Source organism: Streptomyces sp. NPDC008163, from assembly GCF_042956885.1.
GTDB classification, from domain to species: domain Bacteria; phylum Actinomycetota; class Actinomycetes; order Streptomycetales; family Streptomycetaceae; genus Streptomyces; species Streptomyces drozdowiczii_A.
In genome coordinates, this window is sequence record NZ_JBIBHG010000017.1 from 59,567 (window position 1) to 77,047 (window position 17,481).

Consider the following 17,481-nt stretch of genomic DNA (forward strand, 5'->3'; position numbering starts at 1 on the left):
GAACGGACCCGGGATCGGGCAGGCGCCGGGCCCTTCCCGGGCGGTCTCCTCGACAAACCGGGCCCATCCCCGTAACCGGTACCGGGATTTTGTATGGATGCGCAACAAACAGCACTAGTGGACTAGACCTTTTGGGTCGCTCGGGCGAAACTGTTCCACGTGAAACACGTCATCGCCCTCGATGTGGGCGGCACCGGGATGAAGGCCGCACTGGTCGGGGCCGACGGCGCCCTGCTCCACGAGGCACGGCGCGCGACCGGCAGAGAGCGCGGTCCTGACGCCGTCGTGGAGTCGATCCTCGCCTTCGCCGCCGACCTGCGCGCGTACGGCGAGGAGCACTTCGGCGAGAGCGCCCTCGCGGCCGGCGTCGCCGTGCCCGGCATCGTGGACGCGGAGAAGGGCATCGCCGTCTACGCGGCGAACCTGGGCTGGCGCGACGTACCCATGCGGCAGCTGCTCGGCGAGCGCCTCGGAGGCGTGCCCGTGGCACTCGGCCACGACGTCCGCACCGGCGGGCTCGCCGAGGGCCGGATCGGCGCAGGCCGGGGCGCCGATCGCTTCCTCTTCATCCCGCTCGGCACCGGGATCGCCGGAGCCATCGGCATCGCCGGTGCGATCGAGGAGGGCGCCCACGGCTACGCGGGCGAGATCGGCCACATCGTGATCCGGCCGGACGGCCCGGACTGCGGCTGCGGCCAGCGCGGCTGCCTGGAGACCCTGGCCTCCGCCTCCGCCGTCAGCCGCGCCTGGGCGGCCGCGTCCGGCGACCCGAAGGCGGACGCCGCCGACTGCGCCAAGGCCGTCGAATCCGGCGACCCGAAGGCCGTCGAGGTCTGGCAGAACGCCGTCGACGCGCTCGCCGCCGGACTCGTCACCGCGCTCACCCTGCTGGACCCGCGCACGCTCATCATCGGTGGCGGGCTCGCCGAGGCCGGGGAAACCTTGTTCACACCACTCCGTGCGGCCGTCGAGGAACGCGTCACGTTCCAGAAGCTGCCCCACATCGTCCCGGCGGCCCTCGGGGACACCGCCGGATGCCTGGGCGCAGGGCTGCTCGCCTGGGATCTTCTCTCCACGGAGGTATCCGCCTGATGGCCGGACGCGCAGAAAGCACCGTTCTCGCAGGGGCCCGGGTGGTACTGCCCACCGGCACCGTCGAGAACGGCCGGGTGACCGTCGAAGGCACCCGCATCTCCGGCACCCAGGCCGAGAACGCCCCGGTCCTGGACCTCTCCGGGCATTGGATCGTCCCCGGCTTCGTGGACATGCACAACCACGGCGGCGGCGGCGCGTCCTTCACCTCCGGCACCGTGGACGAGGTCCTGACCGGCGTCCGCACCCACCGCGAGCACGGCACCACCACCCTCGTCGCCTCCACCGTCACCGGCGAGATGGACTTCCTCGCCGAGCGCGCCGGCATCCTCTCGGAACTGGTCGAACAGGGCGATCTCGCGGGCATCCACTTCGAGGGCCCCTTCATCTCCCCCTGCCGCAAGGGCGCCCACAGCGAGGCCCTGCTGCGCCACCCGGACCCGGCCGAGGTCCGCAAGCTGATGGACGCCGCACGCGGCACAGCGAAGATGTTCACCCTCGCGACCGAACTGCCCGGCGGCATCGAGTCCGTACGACTGCTCGCCGAGCACGGCGTCATCGCGGCCATCGGCCACACCGACGCCACGTACGAGCAGACCGTCGAGGCGATCGACGCCGGCGCCACCGTCGCCACGCACCTCTACAACGCGATGCCGGCCATCGGCCACCGCGCGCCCGGCCCGATCGCCGCCCTCCTGGAGGACGAGCGGGTCACCGTCGAGCTGATCAACGACGGCACGCATCTGCACCCGGCCGCGCTCGAACTGGCCTACCACCACGCGGGCGCCGACCGTGTCGCCCTCATCACCGACGCCATGGACGCGGCCGGCTTCGGCGACGGCCGCTACCAGCTCGGCCCGCTCGCCGTGAACGTCGAGAACGGCGTCGCCCGGCTGGTCGAGGGCAACTCCATCGCCGGCTCCACCCTCACCCTGGACACCGCCTTCCACCGCGCCGTGACCATCGACCGCATCCCGGTCGAGGACGTGGTCACCTCCATCTCCGCCAACCCGGCGCGGCTCCTCGGCGTGTACGACAAGGTCGGCTCGCTGGAGCCCGGCAAGGACGCCGACCTGGTCGTTCTGGACGAGGACTTCCGCCTCAAGGGCGTCATGCGCAAGGGCGAGTGGATCGTCCGCCCAGACACCTCCGCGAACTGACTCCCACGTAACGAAGAGACGGCGGTTGGCCCCGAGGACTGGGCCGACCGCCACCTCTTTGGCATGATCGCCTGGGAAACCAGCACGGAAAGCGCGTTCCGGCAAGGAAACAGCGCGCAGCACGGAACGAACGCGAAAGGGCGGCCGCGGTGATCCTCACGGTCACGCTGAACACGGCACTCGACCTCACCTACTCCGTCCCCGCCCTCGTACCGCACTCCAGCCACCGGGTCACCGACCTCTCCGAGCGCCCCGGCGGCAAGGGCCTCAACGTCGCCCGCGTCCTCACCGCACTCGGCCACGACACCGTCGTCACCGGCTTCGCCGGCGGCGCCACCGGGACCGTCCTGCGCGACCTGCTCGCCGCGCTCCCCCGGCAGCGGGCCGCCCTCACCGACGCGCTCGTCCCCGTCTCCGGCGACACCCGCCGCACCCTCGCCGTGGTCGACGCGGCCACCGGCGACACCACCCAGTTCAACGAGGCCGGACCGCACGTCACCGCCGACGAGTGGACCGCCTTCCTCGGCGCGTACGCGGAGCTGCTGAAGACCGCCGACGCCGTCGCCCTGTGCGGCAGCCTCCCGCCCGGCATCCACGTCGGCGCGTACGGCGAGCTCGTCCGGCTCGCCCGCACCGCCGGCGTCCCCGTCCTCCTGGACACCAGCGGCGAACCGCTGCGCCGGGGCATCGCCGCCCGCCCCGACCTGATCAAGCCGAACGCCGACGAGCTCGCCCAGCTCACCGGCTCCCGCGAGCCGCTGCGCGCCACCCGCGACGCCCGCCGCCGGGGCGCCCACGGCGTCATCGCCTCGCTCGGCCCGGACGGCATGCTCGCCGTCACCCCGGACGGCGTCTGGCGGGCCTCGCCGCCCGCACCCGTCAAGGGCAACCCGACCGGGGCGGGCGACTCCGCCGTGGCCGGGCTGCTCTCCGGACTCGTGGAGTCCCTGAGCTGGCCGGACCGGCTGCGCCGGGCGGTGGCACTGTCGACGGCGACCGTGCTGGCCCCCACCGCGGGCGACTTCGACCGCACGGCGTACGAGGAGCTGCTGCCGCGCGTCGCCATCGAGGAACACGCAGCGGGGGCGGCCTGAGCGCCGCGCCCCGCCCCGCACCGGACCCGCCCGCCGGGTCCGGAGAAACAACAGAGGTCAGCCATGCCGCTCGTCAGCACCGGTGAACTCGTCTCGGCCGCCCAGGCCCAGGGACGCGGGATCGCCGCCTTCAACGTCATCACCCTGGAACACGCGGAGGCCATCGCCACCGGCGCCGAACGCGCCGGCGCGCCCGCCATCCTCCAGGTCTCCGAGAACGCCGTGAAGTTCCACGGCGGCCGGCTCACCGCCATAGCCGCGGCCGCCGCCGCCGTCGCCCGGACCTCCTCCGCGCCGCTCGCCCTCCACCTCGACCACGTCGAGTCCGTGGACCTGCTCCACCAGGCCCACGACGAGGGCTTCGGCTCCGTGATGTTCGACGCGTCCAAGCTGTCCTACGAGGACAACGTCCGGGCCACCGCCGAGGCCGTCGCCTGGGGCCACGAGCGCGGCATCTGGATCGAGGCCGAGCTCGGCAAGGTCGGCGGCAAGGAGGGCGAGGCCCCGCTCGACGCCCACGCCCCCGGCGTCCGCACCGACCCGGACGAGGCCGCCGCGTACGTCGCCGCGACCGGCGTGGACGCCCTCGCCGTCGCGGTCGGCTCCTCGCACGCCATGACCGAGCGCACCGCCGCCCTCGACCACGAGCTGATCGGCCGGCTCCGCGCCGCCGTCCCCGTCCCGCTCGTCCTGCACGGCTCCAGCGGCGTCCCGGACGACGAGATCCGCCAGGCCGTCGCCACCTCCGGCATGGTCAAGATCAACGTCGGCACCGCCCTGAACACCGCGTTCACCGGCGCCGTCCGCGCCCACCTGGCCGAGAACACCACGGGCGTCGACCCCCGCAAGTACATCGCCCCCGGCCGCGAGGCCATGGCCGCGACGGTCGCCGCCTTCCTCGCCCTGATGGGCTGAGCGGACCCGGGAACGCGCCGGCCCCCTCGCCCGGAGGCGAGGGGGCCGGTACGTCGTACGCCGTACGGTCAGCGGGTCTGGTGACCGGCCTTCAGCGACAGCTGGTCCAGGTTGGCGTCGCACTGATCGCCCTCGTTGCACGAGATCATCAGCGTGTTCTGGCCCTTGACGAGGTTGACGTAGGCGTACGTCGTCGTCCAGCCCTTCTCCAGATCACCCTCGGGGGCGTTGGCGAAGTTCTTCATGTTGATGGCGCGCGGGTCCTCCTGGTTGACCGTCAGCGAGGTCTTGGCGTCCTTGCCCGGCACTCCGTACGTCACGAACAGCGTGTACTCACCGGCGTCCGGCACCTCGACCGTCCAGGTCGCGGAACGGCCCACCTCGTTGAGGTTGATGTACTGCCCGTTCGCGCTCTTGGCACCCTTCACGGTGTTGTCGAGCTGCGCCGTGCCGCCCAGGTGCAGCGAGGCCGCGTCCTGCTTCGGCAGCTCCGCCGGGGCCGAGGCGGACGGGGACGTCTCCGGCGTGGGGGACTCCTCGACCTTCGAGCCGGGCTCCTGCGAGGAGTTCGCCTCGGCCTTCTTGTCCTTGTCGCCGTCGCTCGTCATCAGTGCCGCGCCGATGCCGATGAGCACCACCGCGACCACCGCGACCGCGGCGATCAGCAGGCCCTTGGTGTTCGGGCCGCCCTTGCCGGAACCGCCGCCGCGACCGCCCTGCTGCGGCACCTGCGTCGTGGTGGCCGCGCCTCCGGGATACGTCTCCGGAGCGGCGTACTGCGGGCTGGGCTGACCGTACTGACCCTGGGGCGCCTGCGGCGGGTAGCCGTACGCGTGCTGCTGCGGCACCTGCTGCCCGTACTGGCGCTCGCCGACGGTCCGCACCTGGTTGTACGAGGTCCGGGGCACACCCGGCTGGGCGGCGGGACCCGGGTAGCCGTAGCCGCCCTGCCCCGGCGGCTGCGCACCGGCCGCCTGCCCGTCCGCGTAGAGGTAGCCGAACGGATCGTCGTCCTCGGGTGTGCTCGCGCCGTTGTTCCCGGCCATCCCTGGGTCACTCCTCACCATGTCGTCAGCCGTCGCCGAATAGCGCCGGCCGTCGCCGACCGGCCGAGCCTACCTCGAATGGACGATGTCAAGAATTGACAAGGACCTCGGCGGGGACCCGGGCGGGGACGCGCAAAAGAACGTCAGCCGGCTCTGCGGTGAACCTTCGACCGCGACCGCTTCTCCACGTACATCCGCTGGTCGGCGGAGCGCAGCACCTCTTCCGCGGTCATCCCGCAGGCCGCCCAGCCGATGCCGAAACTGGCCCCCACGCGCACCGCGCGCCCGTCGACACGAATGGGCGGAATGATGGCATTCCGCAGGCGAACGGCCAGGTCAGCGGCGTCCGCCGCGCCCAGGCCGTCCGCGAGGACGACGAATTCGTCACCCCCGAGCCGGGCCACCGTGTCCCCGTCCCGGACACAGGTGGTCAGCCGCCGGGCCACCTCGATGAGCACCGCGTCCCCGGTGTGGTGCCCGAAGCGGTCGTTGATCGACTTGAAGCCGTCCAGGTCGCAGAAGAGGACCGCGAGCCCCTTCGCCCCGTCGTCCCGCGATGTGTCCGGCGCCACGGCGTGCACATGGTGGTCGAACGGATGCGCACCCGGACCGCCGACCGGATAGTGCCCCCGCGTCTCGTCCACGTCCCCGTACGCCGCGTCCACCGCCTCCACGTCCGTCGTCGCCGCCGCGTCCGGGCGGGCGCACAGCCGGGCGCCGAGCCGGGTCCGCAGCTCCGCGCTGTTGGGCAGGCCGGTGAGCGCGTCGTGCGAGGCACGGTGGGCGAGGTTCAGCTCATGGCGCTTGCGCTCCTCGATGTCCTCCACGTGCGTCAGCAGGAAGCGCGGCCCGTCCGCCGTGTCCGCGACGACGGAGTTCCGCAGCGACACCCACAGGTAGGAGCCGTCGCGCCGGCCCAGCCGCAGCTCGGCCCGGCCGCCCTCGGCGGAGGTACGGAGCAGGGTGCCGATGTCCTCGGGGTGGACCAGGTCGGCGAAGGAGTAGCGGCGCAGCACCGACGCGGGGCGGCCGAGCAGCCGGCACAGCGCGTCGTTCGTCCGCAGCAGCCGCCCCTGCTGGTCGCCGCCCAGCTCGGCGATCGCCATGCCGCTGGGGGCGTACTCGAATGCCTGGCGGAAGGATTCCTCACTGGCCCGGAGCGCCTGCTGCTCGCGCTCCAGCCGGACCAGGGCCCGCTGCATGTTGGCCCGGAGCCGGGCGTTGCTGATCGCGATGGCGGACTGCGAAGCGTACATGTGGAGCGCCTCGCGGCCCCAGGCGCCCGGGCGGCGTCCGTTGCGCGGCCGGTCGACGGATATGACGCCGAGGAGGTCCGAGCCGCCGCCGGACGCGTACATCGGGGCGTACAGCCGGTCCTGGGGGTGCCACTCGTCCTCGAAGCGGGGCTCGGGGCCCTCCGTGTGCCACTGCGGTACGTCGTCGTCGAGCAGGACCCAGCCCTCGGTGTGCGGTATGAACCGCAGCCCGTCCCATGCCTCGCCCATGAGGAGCCGGCGCTCCCAGGAGGCGCGGGAGCCGACCCGGCCGGTGATCAGGGCCTCGGCGGCGTGGTTCCCGGCGAGGGCGGCGACGACGAGGTCGCCGTCGGGACGGACGAGGTTGACGCAGGCAAGCTCGTAGCCGAGATTGGCGACGATCCCGTCGGCCACCGTCTGCAGGGTGTCGGCCAGGCTCCGCGCCGTGTTGAGATCGGCGACGGCCTGGTGCAGCTGCCGCATCGTCGCGAGACGGACGTAGGGCTCCGACTCGGCGTCCATCGCTCGCACTCCCCGAGACCTCGACAGCACTCCAGAATTCATATCGACGTACGTGACGTACTTACTGCAGTGTCACGGCCACTGAATCACAGCGAGCTGTGCACCCGGTACACAGGGTCAGCAAATATTGCACTCTGTGACTCAAGTCACAAACGAGCGGTAAGTGGTCACGGCAGGTCAGAGGGGTGACGGAAGCGGGCGGTCCTAGGACCCGGCTGGTCCCCTGGCCCGATGCGGTGGCTCCTGGGGCGCGGCTAGCGTTCCCTGTGTGTTGCAGACGAAACCCCCCACCCCGCGTACCGAGCCCGTCCCCCATGCTGAGGGGGTGAGCAACGAAGAGTTCCGTGCCGCCCTGTCCCGCCTGGCGGCCGGTGTGGTGCTGGTCACCGCTCAGGAGCCGCCGCTCGACGAGGGCGGACGCGGTGAGGACGTCGGCATGACCGCGACCGCCTTCATGTCCGTGTCCCTGGACCCGCCGCTGGTCATGGTGAGCCTGCGCAACGACTCCCGGATGGACGACCTGCTCGCGGAGCAGCCGCTGTGGGCGGTGTCCGTGCTGGCGGAGAGCCAGCGGCACATCGCGGGCCGGTTCGCGATGAAGGGCCGGATCAGCGACCGGCTGCTCTTCGAGGACATCCCGTACGTACGTGGCGAGGTGACCGGTGCCCCGCTGGCGGGCGGCGCGCTCGCGACGCTGGAGTGCCGCACGGAGCAGCGGGTGGTCGCGGGCGACCACACCCTGGTGATCGGCCGCGTGCTGGGGGCACGGGTGCCGAGCGGGGACGGCGGGCCGCTGACGTACTTCCGGGGGAAGTACCGGCAGCTGGGCTGAGCCGGCAAGCCCGGCCAGGAGGCCGTCCCTACCAGTCGCGCCCCGAGCGGCCCCGTTTCGTGTCGCTGCGCTGCTTCTTCTCGCGCAGCCGTCGTTCGTTGATCCCGCGGGGGACCTTCTTCTTCACGCGCGGCCTGGGCGGCGGGGCGGACGCCTCGGCCAGGAGGGCCGCGAGGCGTACGGCGGCCGTCTCGCGATTGCGCCACTGCGAGCGGTGCTCGGACGCGCGTACCGCGATCACACCGCCGGTCAGGCGGCCCTCCAGCCTTTCCAGCGCGCGCGCCTTCCACACCTCGGGCAGCGCCTCGGTTGCGGCGAGGTCGAAGCGCAGTTCGACCTGCGAATCACTGGTGTTGACGTGCTGCCCGCCGGGCCCGGAGGACCGCGAGAAACGCCACATGAGCTCGGCCTCCGGCAGGGAGACCGAACCTCGGATGACATAGGGCCCGGACATGACACCCATGTTCCCCGCCCCACCAGCTGTTCGTCACCTCTTTTTGCGCTGCCCCGACGCCCCTTCGGCAAAGAAAGTAAAGGCGGACGGAACCTCTCGGTCCCCTGTCGGCGTTAAGACCTGTGACGGTAGCTTCGTGACCGCGAAGCCCGCACCCGACAGATGAAAGGGACTTCCCATGGCAGTAAGCCTGTCCAAGGGCGGCAACGTCTCCCTCACCAAGGAGGCCCCCGGCCTCACCGCCGTCACGGTCGGCCTCGGCTGGGACGTCCGTACCACCACCGGCACCGACTTCGACCTCGACGCCTCGGCGATCGCGGTCAACGCGGGCGGCAAGGTCTACTCCGACGGCCACTTCGTCTTCTTCAACAACAAGGCGACCCCGGACCAGACCATCGTGCACACCGGTGACAACCTCACGGGTGCCGGCGAGGGCGACGACGAGCAGATCAACGTCAACCTGGCGGGCCTGCCGGCCGACGTCGACAAGATCGTCTTCCCGGTCTCCATCTACGACGCCGAGACCCGCAGCCAGAACTTCGGCCAGGTGCGCAACGCGTACATCCGCATCCTCAACCAGGCCGGCGGCGCCGAGATCGCCCGCTACGACCTGAGCGAGGACGCCGCCACCGAGACCGCCATGGTCTTCGGCGAGCTGTACCGCAACGGCGCCGACTGGAAGTTCCGCGCCGTGGGCCAGGGCTACGCCTCCGGCCTGCGCGGCATCGCCCAGGACTTCGGCGTCACCCTCTGACGCCACCAAGCCCTCACAGGGAGCCCCCGGCCGAACGTCCTGCGGCCGGGGGCTCCCGCGTGTCCGGACATCCGGTCACGACCGGTCGAAGGCCGCCGAATAACGGACATGACAGCCCCTCAGTCGGACAAGAACTGGTCAAAGAAATGTGAGGCATTTGTTGGTACACCGTCAATAGCGCCGATTCGGTGGCAGGCTCCCGGCTCGTAACCCCCCACGGAACGAGCAACGGAGTTTGCATGACCCCCCACATGAACACCCGTCGCGCCGCAGCCCTGGCCGCCGTGGCCGCGATGGTCGTCGTCGGAATGCAGACCGGTGCGGCGAACGCCCACCCGAACACCCCCGGCGACTCCTCCTCCGCCTCCGCGACCCCGGCCTTCAGCAGCGCCTCGGCCCGCACCGCCGCCCTCAAGTCCGCCCAGTCCGACGCCTCCTCCACCGCCTCCACGCTGAAGCTCGGCGCCAAGGAGAAGCTGATCGCGCGGGACGTGATCAAGGACGCCGACGGCACCGTCCACACCCGCTACGAGCGCACCTACGCCGGGCTGCCCGTCCTCGGCGGCGACCTCGTCACCCACACCGCCGCCAACGGCAAGCTCAAGAGCGTCACCAAGGCCACCACCGCCCGCATATCCGTGCCGTCCATCACGCCGAAGATCAAGACCGTGGCGAGCGCCCGCAAGGTGATCTGGGCCGGTGACGGCACCCCCGTCCTCGCCCTGGAGTCCGTGAAGACCGGCGTCCAGAAGGACGGCACCCCCAGCCGCAAACGCGTCATCACCGACGCCACCACCGGCAAGGTCCTCCAGAGCTACGAGGAGATCGAGACCGCCGGCGTCGGCAACAGCCAGTACAGCGGCAAGGTCGACCTCTCCACCACCACGTCCGGCTCCGGCTTCGAGCTGACCGACGGCGACCGCGGCGGCCACAAGACGTACGACCTCAACCAGGGCGAGAGCGGCACCGGCGCCCTCGTCACGGACGACGACGACACGTGGGGCGACGGCACCGGCAACGACCGCCAGACCGCCGCCGTCGACGCCCACTACGGCGCCGCGCAGACCTGGGACTTCTACAAGTCCGCCTTCGGCCGCGACGGCATCGCGGGCGACGGCAAGGCCGCGTACTCCCGGGTCCACTACGGCGACGCGTACGTCAACGCCTTCTGGGACGACAGCTGCTTCTGCATGACGTACGGCGACGGCGCCGACAACAAGAGCGCCCTCACCGCCCTCGACGTCGCCGGTCACGAGATGAGCCACGGCCTCACCTCCTCCACCGCCAACCTCAACTACTCCGGCGAGTCCGGCGGGCTCAACGAGGCCACCAGCGACATCCTCGGCACCTCCGTCGAGTTCTCCGCCGACAACGCGACCGACGTCGGCGACTACCTCATCGGCGAGATGATCGACATCAACGGCGACGGCAGCCCGCTGCGCTACATGGACAAGCCCAGCAAGGACGGCGGCTCGGCCGACTACTGGGACAGCGGCGTCGGCGACCTCGACGTCCACTACTCCTCCGGCGTCGCCAACCACTTCTTCTACCTGCTGTCCGAGGGCAGCGGCGCGAAGACCGTCAACGGCGTCGACTACGACTCCCCGACCTCCGACGGCTCCACCGTCACCGGCATCGGCCGGGACAAGGCCGTCCAGATCTGGTACAAGGCCCTGTCCGAGTACATGACCTCCACCACCGACTACGCGGACGCCCGCACCGCCACCGAGAAGGCGGCGACCGACCTCTACGGCGCCGACAGCGCCGAGCTCAAGGCCGTCGACGCGGCCTGGAGCGGCGTCAACGTGAAGTAACCCGCACCCGGGGAGCGGGAGCCGGTCAGCCGTCCGCGGCGGGCCGGCTCCTGCCGTACAGCCACGCCTTCCACAGGTCCGACAGGTCCTGGCCCGTCTCCTCCTCCACGTACGCCGTGAAGTCGGCCGTCGACGCGTTGCGGTGCCGGTACTTCTTCGTCCAGCCCTTCAGCAGCGCGAAGAACTCCTCGTCGTCGTCCACCGCCTCGCGGATCTTGTGGATGACCATCGCCCCGCGCCCGTACACCGGATCGTCCGAGATGGCGGCGGCGGACGGCGGATCGGCGGGCGGGAACGCCCAGTTGTCCTCGTCCTCGTAGGCGTCGGCGAACGACTCCTCGGCCGGGGTGCCGTTCTTCTCCTCCTCCCACAGCCACTCCGCGTACGTCGCCAGACCCTCGTTCAGCCACATGTCGCGCCAGCTCTCCGGCGTGACCGAGTCGCCGAACCACTGGTGCGCCATCTCGTGCACGAGCAGCCCGACGCTCGGCGGGCCGGGGAAGAACGGCCGGTTCTGCGTCTCCAGCGCGTACCCCGCGTCGTCCTTCCGGTCCACGATCGCGCCGGTCGCGGAGAACGGATACGGGCCGAAGTGCTCCGCCTCCCACGCCACGACCTCCGGGACCCGGGCGACCGTCCGCGCGCTCGCCTTCGCCACCTCCGGGTCCACGGCCGTGAACACCGTGATGCCGCCCGCCATCGTGGACGTCTTCGTCTCGAATTCCCCGACGGCCAGGGTCGCGAGATAGCTCGCCATCGGCTCGGCGGTGTGCCAGCGGAAAATCGTGCGGCCCTTCTCCGTGACCGGCGGACCGGCCATCACCCCGTTGGAGACCGCCGTCAGCCCCTTCGGAACGGTGACCGTCAGGTCGTACGCGGCCTTGTCGCTCGGGTGGTGGTTGCCCGGGAACCAGGCCATCGAACCGGTCGGCTCACCGAGGGCCAGCGCCCCGTCGTCGGTCGGCAGCCAGCCCTCCTCGGAGTCGTCCGCGTCGGTGATCGTCTTCGGCGATCCGGAGTAGCGCACGACGACGCGGAACGTCTCGCCCTTCCGCAGCCGGTCCTCGACTTTCGCGTCCGTACGGAGCGTCAGCTCGTTTCCCGCCCGGTTCACGGCGGCCGGACGCCCCTCCACGGTCGCCGCGTCCACGGTCAGCCCGGCCAGGTCCAGATTGAACGAGCTGAGATCCTGCGTGGCCCGCGCGGTGATCTCGGCCCTCCCGCGCAGCGTCTGCTCGTCCGGGTCCACATCCAGCGTGAGGGCGTAGTGCGTGACGTCGTAGCCTCCGTTGCCCAGCTTCGGGAAGTACGGATCGCGCACCCCGGACGCACCCGGCTTGCCCTCCACCCCGCCCGTGCAGGCGGGCGCGAGGAGGGCGAGAGCGAGCAGGGGGAGGGCGGCGCGGGCCGCCCTGCGACGAGCCGGGGTTCGATGATCCACACCGATGATCCTATGTGCGGAATGTCGTAATCCGGGGGTGGTGCGCCGGGCTCACAGCACCGCGATCCCCAGCGGCCGTTCGCCCGCCACCACACGGACCGGGGGCGTCCTCCCGTCGAGAGCCACGACCGTGATGCCGTTCCAGTAGCCGTCCCGGGTGAAGCCCCCTGTGACGTACGCCGTACGGCCGTCCCGCGACACGGCGACGTTCTCGTGCGGGCCGTCCAGCTCCACGACGCGCTCGGAACCGTCCGGTTCACGGATCGTCAGCGACGCCTCCTCGTCGTCGGAGGCGATCGGGCCGGTGCCGACGACGAGCAGCGTGCCGTCCGGGGCGAGCGCCGCGCCGTGCTGGTGGGTGTTGGCCGTCATCCGCTCGACGGCGACCTTCCCGGTGCGCGGGTCGAGGACCGCGAGCCGCTCGCCCTCGAACGGCAGCAGCAGCTTCCCGTCGGACGGGCGGACCACCGCGTAGTGCGGCTTCAGCCAGGACCCGAGCCCGCCCTCGGTGCCGTACGGGGCGACCTCCATGCGCCGCGCGCGGAGCGTGTCCGTACGGACGGACGTCACGTCGAACGAGTCGTGCCCGGTGGCGTACGCCTCCGAGCCGTCGCGCGACACGTCGACGTCGAAGGGCCGACGCCCGACGGGCACCGTGCCGGTGACCTTCCGGGTCGCGGTGTCGATGACCTCAAGGACCCCGTTGCCGTCCGGCACGTTGACGCCGACGTACGCGTGCCGGCCGTCGGGGGCCAGCGCGATACCCATTCCGCCGCCCCGGTACTCACCGGTGGTCACCGGACCGGTCCGTGTCCGGTACGGGATCAGGGCCGTCCGCGTCCGCTTCCCGGTGTCCACGACCGCGACGCCCTCGGCGGTGGTGACCCAGGCCCGCCCGTCCGCGCCGACGGCGACGCCATAGGGGGCGGTGCCGGCCTTCACCCGGTCGAAGGCACCCCGTACCGGGTCCACGAAGGACACGGTGTCGGCCCCGAAGTCGGCGACGAGCAACGTCCCTTCGGGGGTGGTGCCGGGGGCGGGCGTGGCGGTGGGGGCGTGCGCCCGCGCGGCGGGCGAGGTGGCGGGGGACGCGGGAGCGTCGGGCGCGGCGCATCCGGCGAGCACGGCCGCCGCCGCGACGGCGGTCAGGAGGACGGGGAGGGGGCGTCGGGCGCGGTCCCCGGTGCGGCGGCCCGGACGCCCGGCTCGGCGGGCGCTCACCGCGTGCCCCCGCCGTCCGGCGCCTCCGCGCCGCGCGCGTCCCGCAGCAGCGCCGCGATCTCCGCGAACCCGCGCCGCTCCGCGTGCTCCAGCGCCGTCACTCCGTCGCCGTCCGCGAGACCCGGCGTCGCGCCCGCCGCGAGCAGCAGCTCCACGATCTCCTGGTGCGCCCGGCCGCCGTCGCCGAGGATCACGGCCTCCAGCAGGGCGGTCCAGCCGAGCCGGTTGACGTGGTCGACGTCGATGTCGGTGACCTTCAGCAGCTCCCGTACGTACGCGACATGACCGCGCTCGCTCGCCGGGATCAGCGCGATCCCGCCGAACCGGTTCCGCAGCTTCAGGTCCGGCCCGGCCGGCAGCAGGACGCGCAGCATCGCCACGCTGCCCGTGACGCCGGTGGCCAGCCACGGGCTCTCCTCGCGCCGGTCCTGCGCATCCGGGTCGGCGCCCGCCGCGACGAGCAGCCGGGCGGCCCCGACGTGGTCCCCGTGGACGGCCAGGAGCAGCGGGGTGCGCAGCTCCTCGTCGCGGACGCCGACCCGGGCGCCGCCCTCGATCGCGGTCCGCACTCCGTCGGTGTCGCCGGTGCGCGCGGCGTCGAGCAGCTGGTGATCGAGGGCGTTCATGTCCGTCTCCCGGGGAGGTGTGCGTACGTACTACTTGGCGAGCGCGGCGACGCCGGCCTGCGCGAACTTCTCGTCCAGGTCGCCGCTCGGGGCGCCCGCGACACCAATGCCCGCCACCGGGGCACCCTTGGCCTGCACGGGGGCGCCGCCCGCGAGGAACAGCGTGCCAGGGATGTCCTTCAGGTTCGGGGCCTGGGCGAGCCGCTTGGCCAGCTCGGAGGTCGGGGCGTTCCACGACACGGCGGTGTACGCCTTCTTCTCGGCCGACTCGTACGCCTGCGGGCCCGAGCCGTCGCCGCGCAGCGTCAGGATCGTGGTGCCGTTGCGGTCGACCACCGAGACGGCGACGCGCTGGTTCTCCTTCTTCGCCGCGTCCAGGGCGGCCTTCGCGGCCTTCGTCGCGGCGTCGAGCGTCAGGTGCGTCGTCTGCTGGAGGTCGCGGTTCGCGGTGTCCGCCTTGACGGTGGTCGCGGGGGCGGCGCCCGGGGTGGACGCGTTCGCGGACATCGCGCCGAAGGTGCCGGCCCCGAGGGCGGCGGCGGCGACGGCACCGGTCAGGACACGGGTGCGCAGCGACATCTTCTTCATCAGGGGCTCCTCAGCGGGGGGGCGGAAGCGGGTGGTTCCCGCGTCCTGCATCCATCGTTGGCCCGCAACCGCCTCCGGACGGTCGTCGTACCGGCTCGACCCGGCGCCCGGGACGGCTGACGTCCCCATCGGCCGATCGGTTGATGCGCGGGCGCCCGTCCGGGGGGACGATGGAATGTCCACGCAGGTCAGCGGGGTTCCCTCCGGGACCGGAGAGCAGGGGTACGAGGTGGAGCAGCGGTACGAGGACGGGCTCCGGCCCGTACCGGAGCGGGGCACCGACGACGGGGACAGCCGCTCCCTCGCCCTCCTCATGCACGCCGCGTTCTTCCTGCTCCTCGGCGCCTCGCTCACCCGGTTCCTGCTGCGGCACCCGGGTGAGGCCCGCACGCCCTGGATCATCGGTCTCTCGGTCGCCCTGGCCGTGCTCTACGTCGTCGGGCCCGTGCTCGGGTCGCGCCCGACCGCCCGCAGTCTCGTCTGGCTCGGCGCGCTCGTCGTCGTGTGGATGGTGGTGGTCGTCCTCGCGCCCAGCTTCGCCTGGTGCGCGGTGCCGCTCTTCTACACCGGGCTGCGCATCCTGCCGCCGCGCGCCGCCTACGCGCTCGTCGCCCTGCTGACGCTGTTCGTCGTCGCCGCGCAGCTCCGCCTGGCGCACGGCTTCGACCCCAACCTGGTGCTCGCCCCGCCCGCCGTGGCCGCCGTCGCCACCGCCGTGTTCGTCCACATGCGGCGCCAGGCGGTACGGCAGGGCAGGCTCATCGACGACCTGCTCCGCACCCGCCGCGAACTCGCCGCCACCGAGCGCCGCGAGGGCACCCTCGCCGAACGCCAGCGGCTGTCCATGGAGATCCACGACACCCTCGCCCAGGGCCTGTCCAGCCAGCAGATGCTCCTCCAGGCCGCCGACCGCACCTGGGACACCGACCCGGCCGCCGCCCGACGCCACATCCGTACCGCCGGAGGCATCGCCGAACGCAACCTCGCCGAGGCCCGCCGCTTCGTCCACGACCTGGCCCCCGCCGACCTCGCCGAGGGCGGCGGCCTCGACGCCGCCCTGCACGCACTCGCCGCCCGCGAAACGGCCCAGGCGCAGGGCAGGCTCACCGTCCGCTGCCACATCGAGGGCGCCCCGCACACCGTCCTGCCCGACCGCACCCAGTCCGCCCTGCTGCGGATCGCCCAGGGCGCCCTGGCCAACGTCACCGAGCACGCGGGCGCCACCGAGGCCGCCCTCACGCTCACGCACCTGGACGACCGCACCGTCCTCGACATCGCCGACAACGGCCACGGCTTCACGCCCGCCGCCGCGGCCCCCGGCGGGGTGCGCGGCCACGGACTGCCCGCCATGCGCGCCCGCCTCCACCAGCTCGGCGGCACCCTCACCATCGAATCGGCCCCCGGCGAAGGCACCGTCGTCACCGCCACCGTCCCCGTCGCCCCCACACCCCAGGACCCCGCATGACCGCCGACCCGACCCCGGACACGACCGCCGACACGACCGGAGACCGCATCCGCATCCTGCTCTGCGACGACCACGCCGTCGTACGCGCCGGGCTCCTCGCCCTCCTCGGCAGCGAACCCGACATCGAGGTCGTCGGCGAGGCGGGCAGCGGCGAGGAAGCCGTCGCGCTCGCCGCCCGGCTCACCCCGGACGTCGTCCTGATGGACCTCCAGCTCGGCAGCGGCATCGACGGCGTCGAAGCGACCCGCCGCATCGTGGCCGGCCCCGGCACCCACGTCCTCGTCCTCACCACGTACGACACCGACGCCGACATCACGCGCGCCATCGAGGCCGGCGCCACCGGCTATCTGCTCAAGGCCGAACGCCCCGAGGAACTGTTCGCCGCGATCCGCTCCGCCGCCCAGGGCCGCACCACGCTCTCGCCGCCCGTCGCCAGCCGCGTGATGGCCCGCATGCGCGCACCCCTGCCTACCCTCACCGACCGCGAACGCGACATCCTCGGCCAGCTCTCCCGGGGCCTCGGCAACCGCGAGATCGCCCGCGCCCTGTTCATCAGCGAGGCCACGGTCAAGACGCACCTCGGCCGCATCTACGACAAGCTCGGCGTCGACACCCGCGCGGGCGCCGTCGCCGTCGCCAAGGAGCAGCGCCTGCTGCCGTAACGGGTGACACGCCGGGCATGACACCATCGAACCGTGCTCGACATCGGCTACTCCCTCTCCCCCCGCTTCCCGGACCCCCCGCAGACCGACTACCGCCGCGCGGACGTCCGCGCGCTGCGGCACGACCTGTTCTCCGGGGACGTCTACCTCGCGGACACCAAGGCGGACCGCGAAGTGTCCACAGCCTGGGGATGGGTGCCGGTGCTCGACTTCGCCTGGGCGCTGTGCGACATCGTCGAGCAGATCGACCAGGACCCGCGCGGCAGCCGCTCGCACCGCCGCCAGCAGGCCGAACTCGACTTCACCGAGTCCACCGACCGCATGCTCTTCGAGCGCCGCTTCGGCTGGGTCGACATCGAGGCCGACTGGATGGACCCCGAGGAACCGCCGCTGACCTTCAGCCACTCCCTCCTGCGCCGCGAGGCCCGCGACTTCCTGCACGACCTGATCGCCGACCTGGCCGACATGCATGAGGGCCTGGCGGACAACCCGGCCGTCTGGGACCTCCAGGCCCGCTTCCCCCGCCTCTGACCGGGCCC

General features: G+C 72.3%; 17 protein-coding genes. 10 read left to right on the forward strand and 7 right to left on the reverse strand.

The window, feature by feature from the left end:
* The first annotated feature begins 159 nt into the window (after positions 1-159).
* The 4 genes from ACFZAT_RS30440 to ACFZAT_RS30455 all read left to right on the forward strand — a co-directional run bounded on the left by ACFZAT_RS30440 (position 160) and on the right by ACFZAT_RS30455 (position 4,261).
* Entirely contained in the window at positions 160-1,092 is a 933-nt protein-coding gene (locus ACFZAT_RS30440; RefSeq protein WP_391268724.1) for an ROK family protein, read from the forward strand.
* Complete coding sequence (nagA, locus tag ACFZAT_RS30445; RefSeq protein WP_391268725.1) at positions 1,092-2,252, forward strand: N-acetylglucosamine-6-phosphate deacetylase; 1,161 nt, start codon at positions 1,092-1,094, stop codon at positions 2,250-2,252. Before ACFZAT_RS30440 ends, nagA begins: the two co-directional genes overlap by 1 nt.
* Positions 2,253-2,401: 149 nt before the next feature.
* Positions 2,402-3,346, forward strand: a complete 945-nt coding sequence (locus ACFZAT_RS30450; RefSeq protein ID WP_391268726.1) for a hexose kinase — start codon at positions 2,402-2,404, stop codon at positions 3,344-3,346.
* 63 nt (positions 3,347-3,409) lie between these two features.
* Positions 3,410-4,261, forward strand: coding sequence for a ketose-bisphosphate aldolase (locus ACFZAT_RS30455; protein ID WP_391268727.1), 852 nt, complete (start codon positions 3,410-3,412; stop codon positions 4,259-4,261).
* 68 nt (positions 4,262-4,329) lie between these two features.
* Here ACFZAT_RS30455 and ACFZAT_RS30460 read toward each other — a convergent pair whose 3' ends face one another.
* The gene (locus ACFZAT_RS30460) at positions 4,330-5,307 is read right to left on the reverse strand and encodes a carbohydrate-binding protein (protein WP_391268728.1); all 978 of its coding nucleotides are present in this window, start codon (positions 5,305-5,307) and stop codon (positions 4,330-4,332) included.
* A 143-nt stretch (positions 5,308-5,450) separates the two neighbouring features.
* On the reverse strand, positions 5,451-7,085 hold the full coding sequence (gene cdgB / locus ACFZAT_RS30465) for a diguanylate cyclase CdgB (protein WP_391268729.1): 1,635 nt from the start codon (positions 7,083-7,085) through the stop codon (positions 5,451-5,453).
* Positions 7,086-7,410: 325 nt separating this feature from the next.
* Between cdgB and ACFZAT_RS30470 the strand changes: the two genes are divergently transcribed.
* Positions 7,411-7,917 (forward strand): flavin reductase family protein, encoded by a 507-nt coding sequence (locus ACFZAT_RS30470; RefSeq protein WP_073964736.1) that lies wholly within the window; start codon positions 7,411-7,413, stop codon positions 7,915-7,917.
* A 28-nt stretch (positions 7,918-7,945) separates the two neighbouring features.
* Here the strand turns inward: ACFZAT_RS30470 and arfB are convergent, their stop codons facing one another.
* Positions 7,946-8,380: an alternative ribosome rescue aminoacyl-tRNA hydrolase ArfB gene (gene arfB, locus ACFZAT_RS30475; RefSeq protein ID WP_391268730.1), complete on the reverse strand. Its 435-nt coding sequence runs from the start codon at positions 8,378-8,380 to the stop codon at positions 7,946-7,948.
* Between the two features lie 169 nt (positions 8,381-8,549).
* On the opposite strand from arfB, the gene ACFZAT_RS30480 reads away from it, so the two are divergent.
* Together ACFZAT_RS30480 and ACFZAT_RS30485 are read left to right on the forward strand one after the other, a co-directional pair.
* On the forward strand, positions 8,550-9,125 hold the full coding sequence (locus tag ACFZAT_RS30480; RefSeq protein WP_018101589.1) for a TerD family protein: 576 nt from the start codon (positions 8,550-8,552) through the stop codon (positions 9,123-9,125).
* Positions 9,126-9,364: 239 nt separating this feature from the next.
* The gene (locus ACFZAT_RS30485) at positions 9,365-10,939 is read left to right on the forward strand and encodes a M4 family metallopeptidase (protein WP_391268731.1); all 1,575 of its coding nucleotides are present in this window, start codon (positions 9,365-9,367) and stop codon (positions 10,937-10,939) included.
* A gap of 25 nt (positions 10,940-10,964) precedes the next feature.
* On the opposite strand, the gene ACFZAT_RS30490 is transcribed toward ACFZAT_RS30485, so the two are convergent.
* Genes ACFZAT_RS30490 through ACFZAT_RS30505 form a run of 4 tightly spaced genes read right to left on the reverse strand, consistent with a single transcriptional unit; the run spans position 10,965 to position 14,815 of the window.
* Positions 10,965-12,380 (reverse strand): M1 family aminopeptidase, encoded by a 1,416-nt coding sequence (locus tag ACFZAT_RS30490; RefSeq protein WP_391268732.1) that lies wholly within the window; start codon positions 12,378-12,380, stop codon positions 10,965-10,967.
* A gap of 51 nt (positions 12,381-12,431) precedes the next feature.
* The gene (locus ACFZAT_RS30495; RefSeq protein ID WP_391268733.1) at positions 12,432-13,601 is read right to left on the reverse strand and encodes a hypothetical protein; all 1,170 of its coding nucleotides are present in this window, start codon (positions 13,599-13,601) and stop codon (positions 12,432-12,434) included.
* Positions 13,598-14,227: an ankyrin repeat domain-containing protein gene (locus ACFZAT_RS30500; protein ID WP_391268734.1), complete on the reverse strand. Its 630-nt coding sequence runs from the start codon at positions 14,225-14,227 to the stop codon at positions 13,598-13,600. Before ACFZAT_RS30500 ends, ACFZAT_RS30495 begins: the two co-directional genes overlap by 4 nt.
* Before the next feature lie 30 nt (positions 14,228-14,257).
* Positions 14,258-14,815 (reverse strand): heme-binding protein, encoded by a 558-nt coding sequence (locus ACFZAT_RS30505; protein WP_391268735.1) that lies wholly within the window; start codon positions 14,813-14,815, stop codon positions 14,258-14,260.
* Between the two features lie 229 nt (positions 14,816-15,044).
* Here ACFZAT_RS30505 and ACFZAT_RS30510 point away from each other — a divergent pair, with 229 nt between their 5' ends.
* Genes ACFZAT_RS30510 through ACFZAT_RS30520 form a run of 3 tightly spaced genes read left to right on the forward strand, consistent with a single transcriptional unit; the run spans position 15,045 to position 17,473 of the window.
* On the forward strand, positions 15,045-16,280 hold the full coding sequence (locus ACFZAT_RS30510) for a histidine kinase (protein WP_391268837.1): 1,236 nt from the start codon (positions 15,045-15,047) through the stop codon (positions 16,278-16,280).
* The gene (locus tag ACFZAT_RS30515) at positions 16,277-16,942 is read left to right on the forward strand and encodes a response regulator (RefSeq protein ID WP_391268736.1); all 666 of its coding nucleotides are present in this window, start codon (positions 16,277-16,279) and stop codon (positions 16,940-16,942) included. The genes ACFZAT_RS30510 and ACFZAT_RS30515 overlap by 4 nt, the downstream gene beginning before the upstream one ends.
* A gap of 33 nt (positions 16,943-16,975) precedes the next feature.
* Positions 16,976-17,473, forward strand: a complete 498-nt coding sequence (locus tag ACFZAT_RS30520; RefSeq protein WP_391268737.1) for a hypothetical protein — start codon at positions 16,976-16,978, stop codon at positions 17,471-17,473.
* The last annotated feature ends 8 nt before the right edge of the window (positions 17,474-17,481 follow it).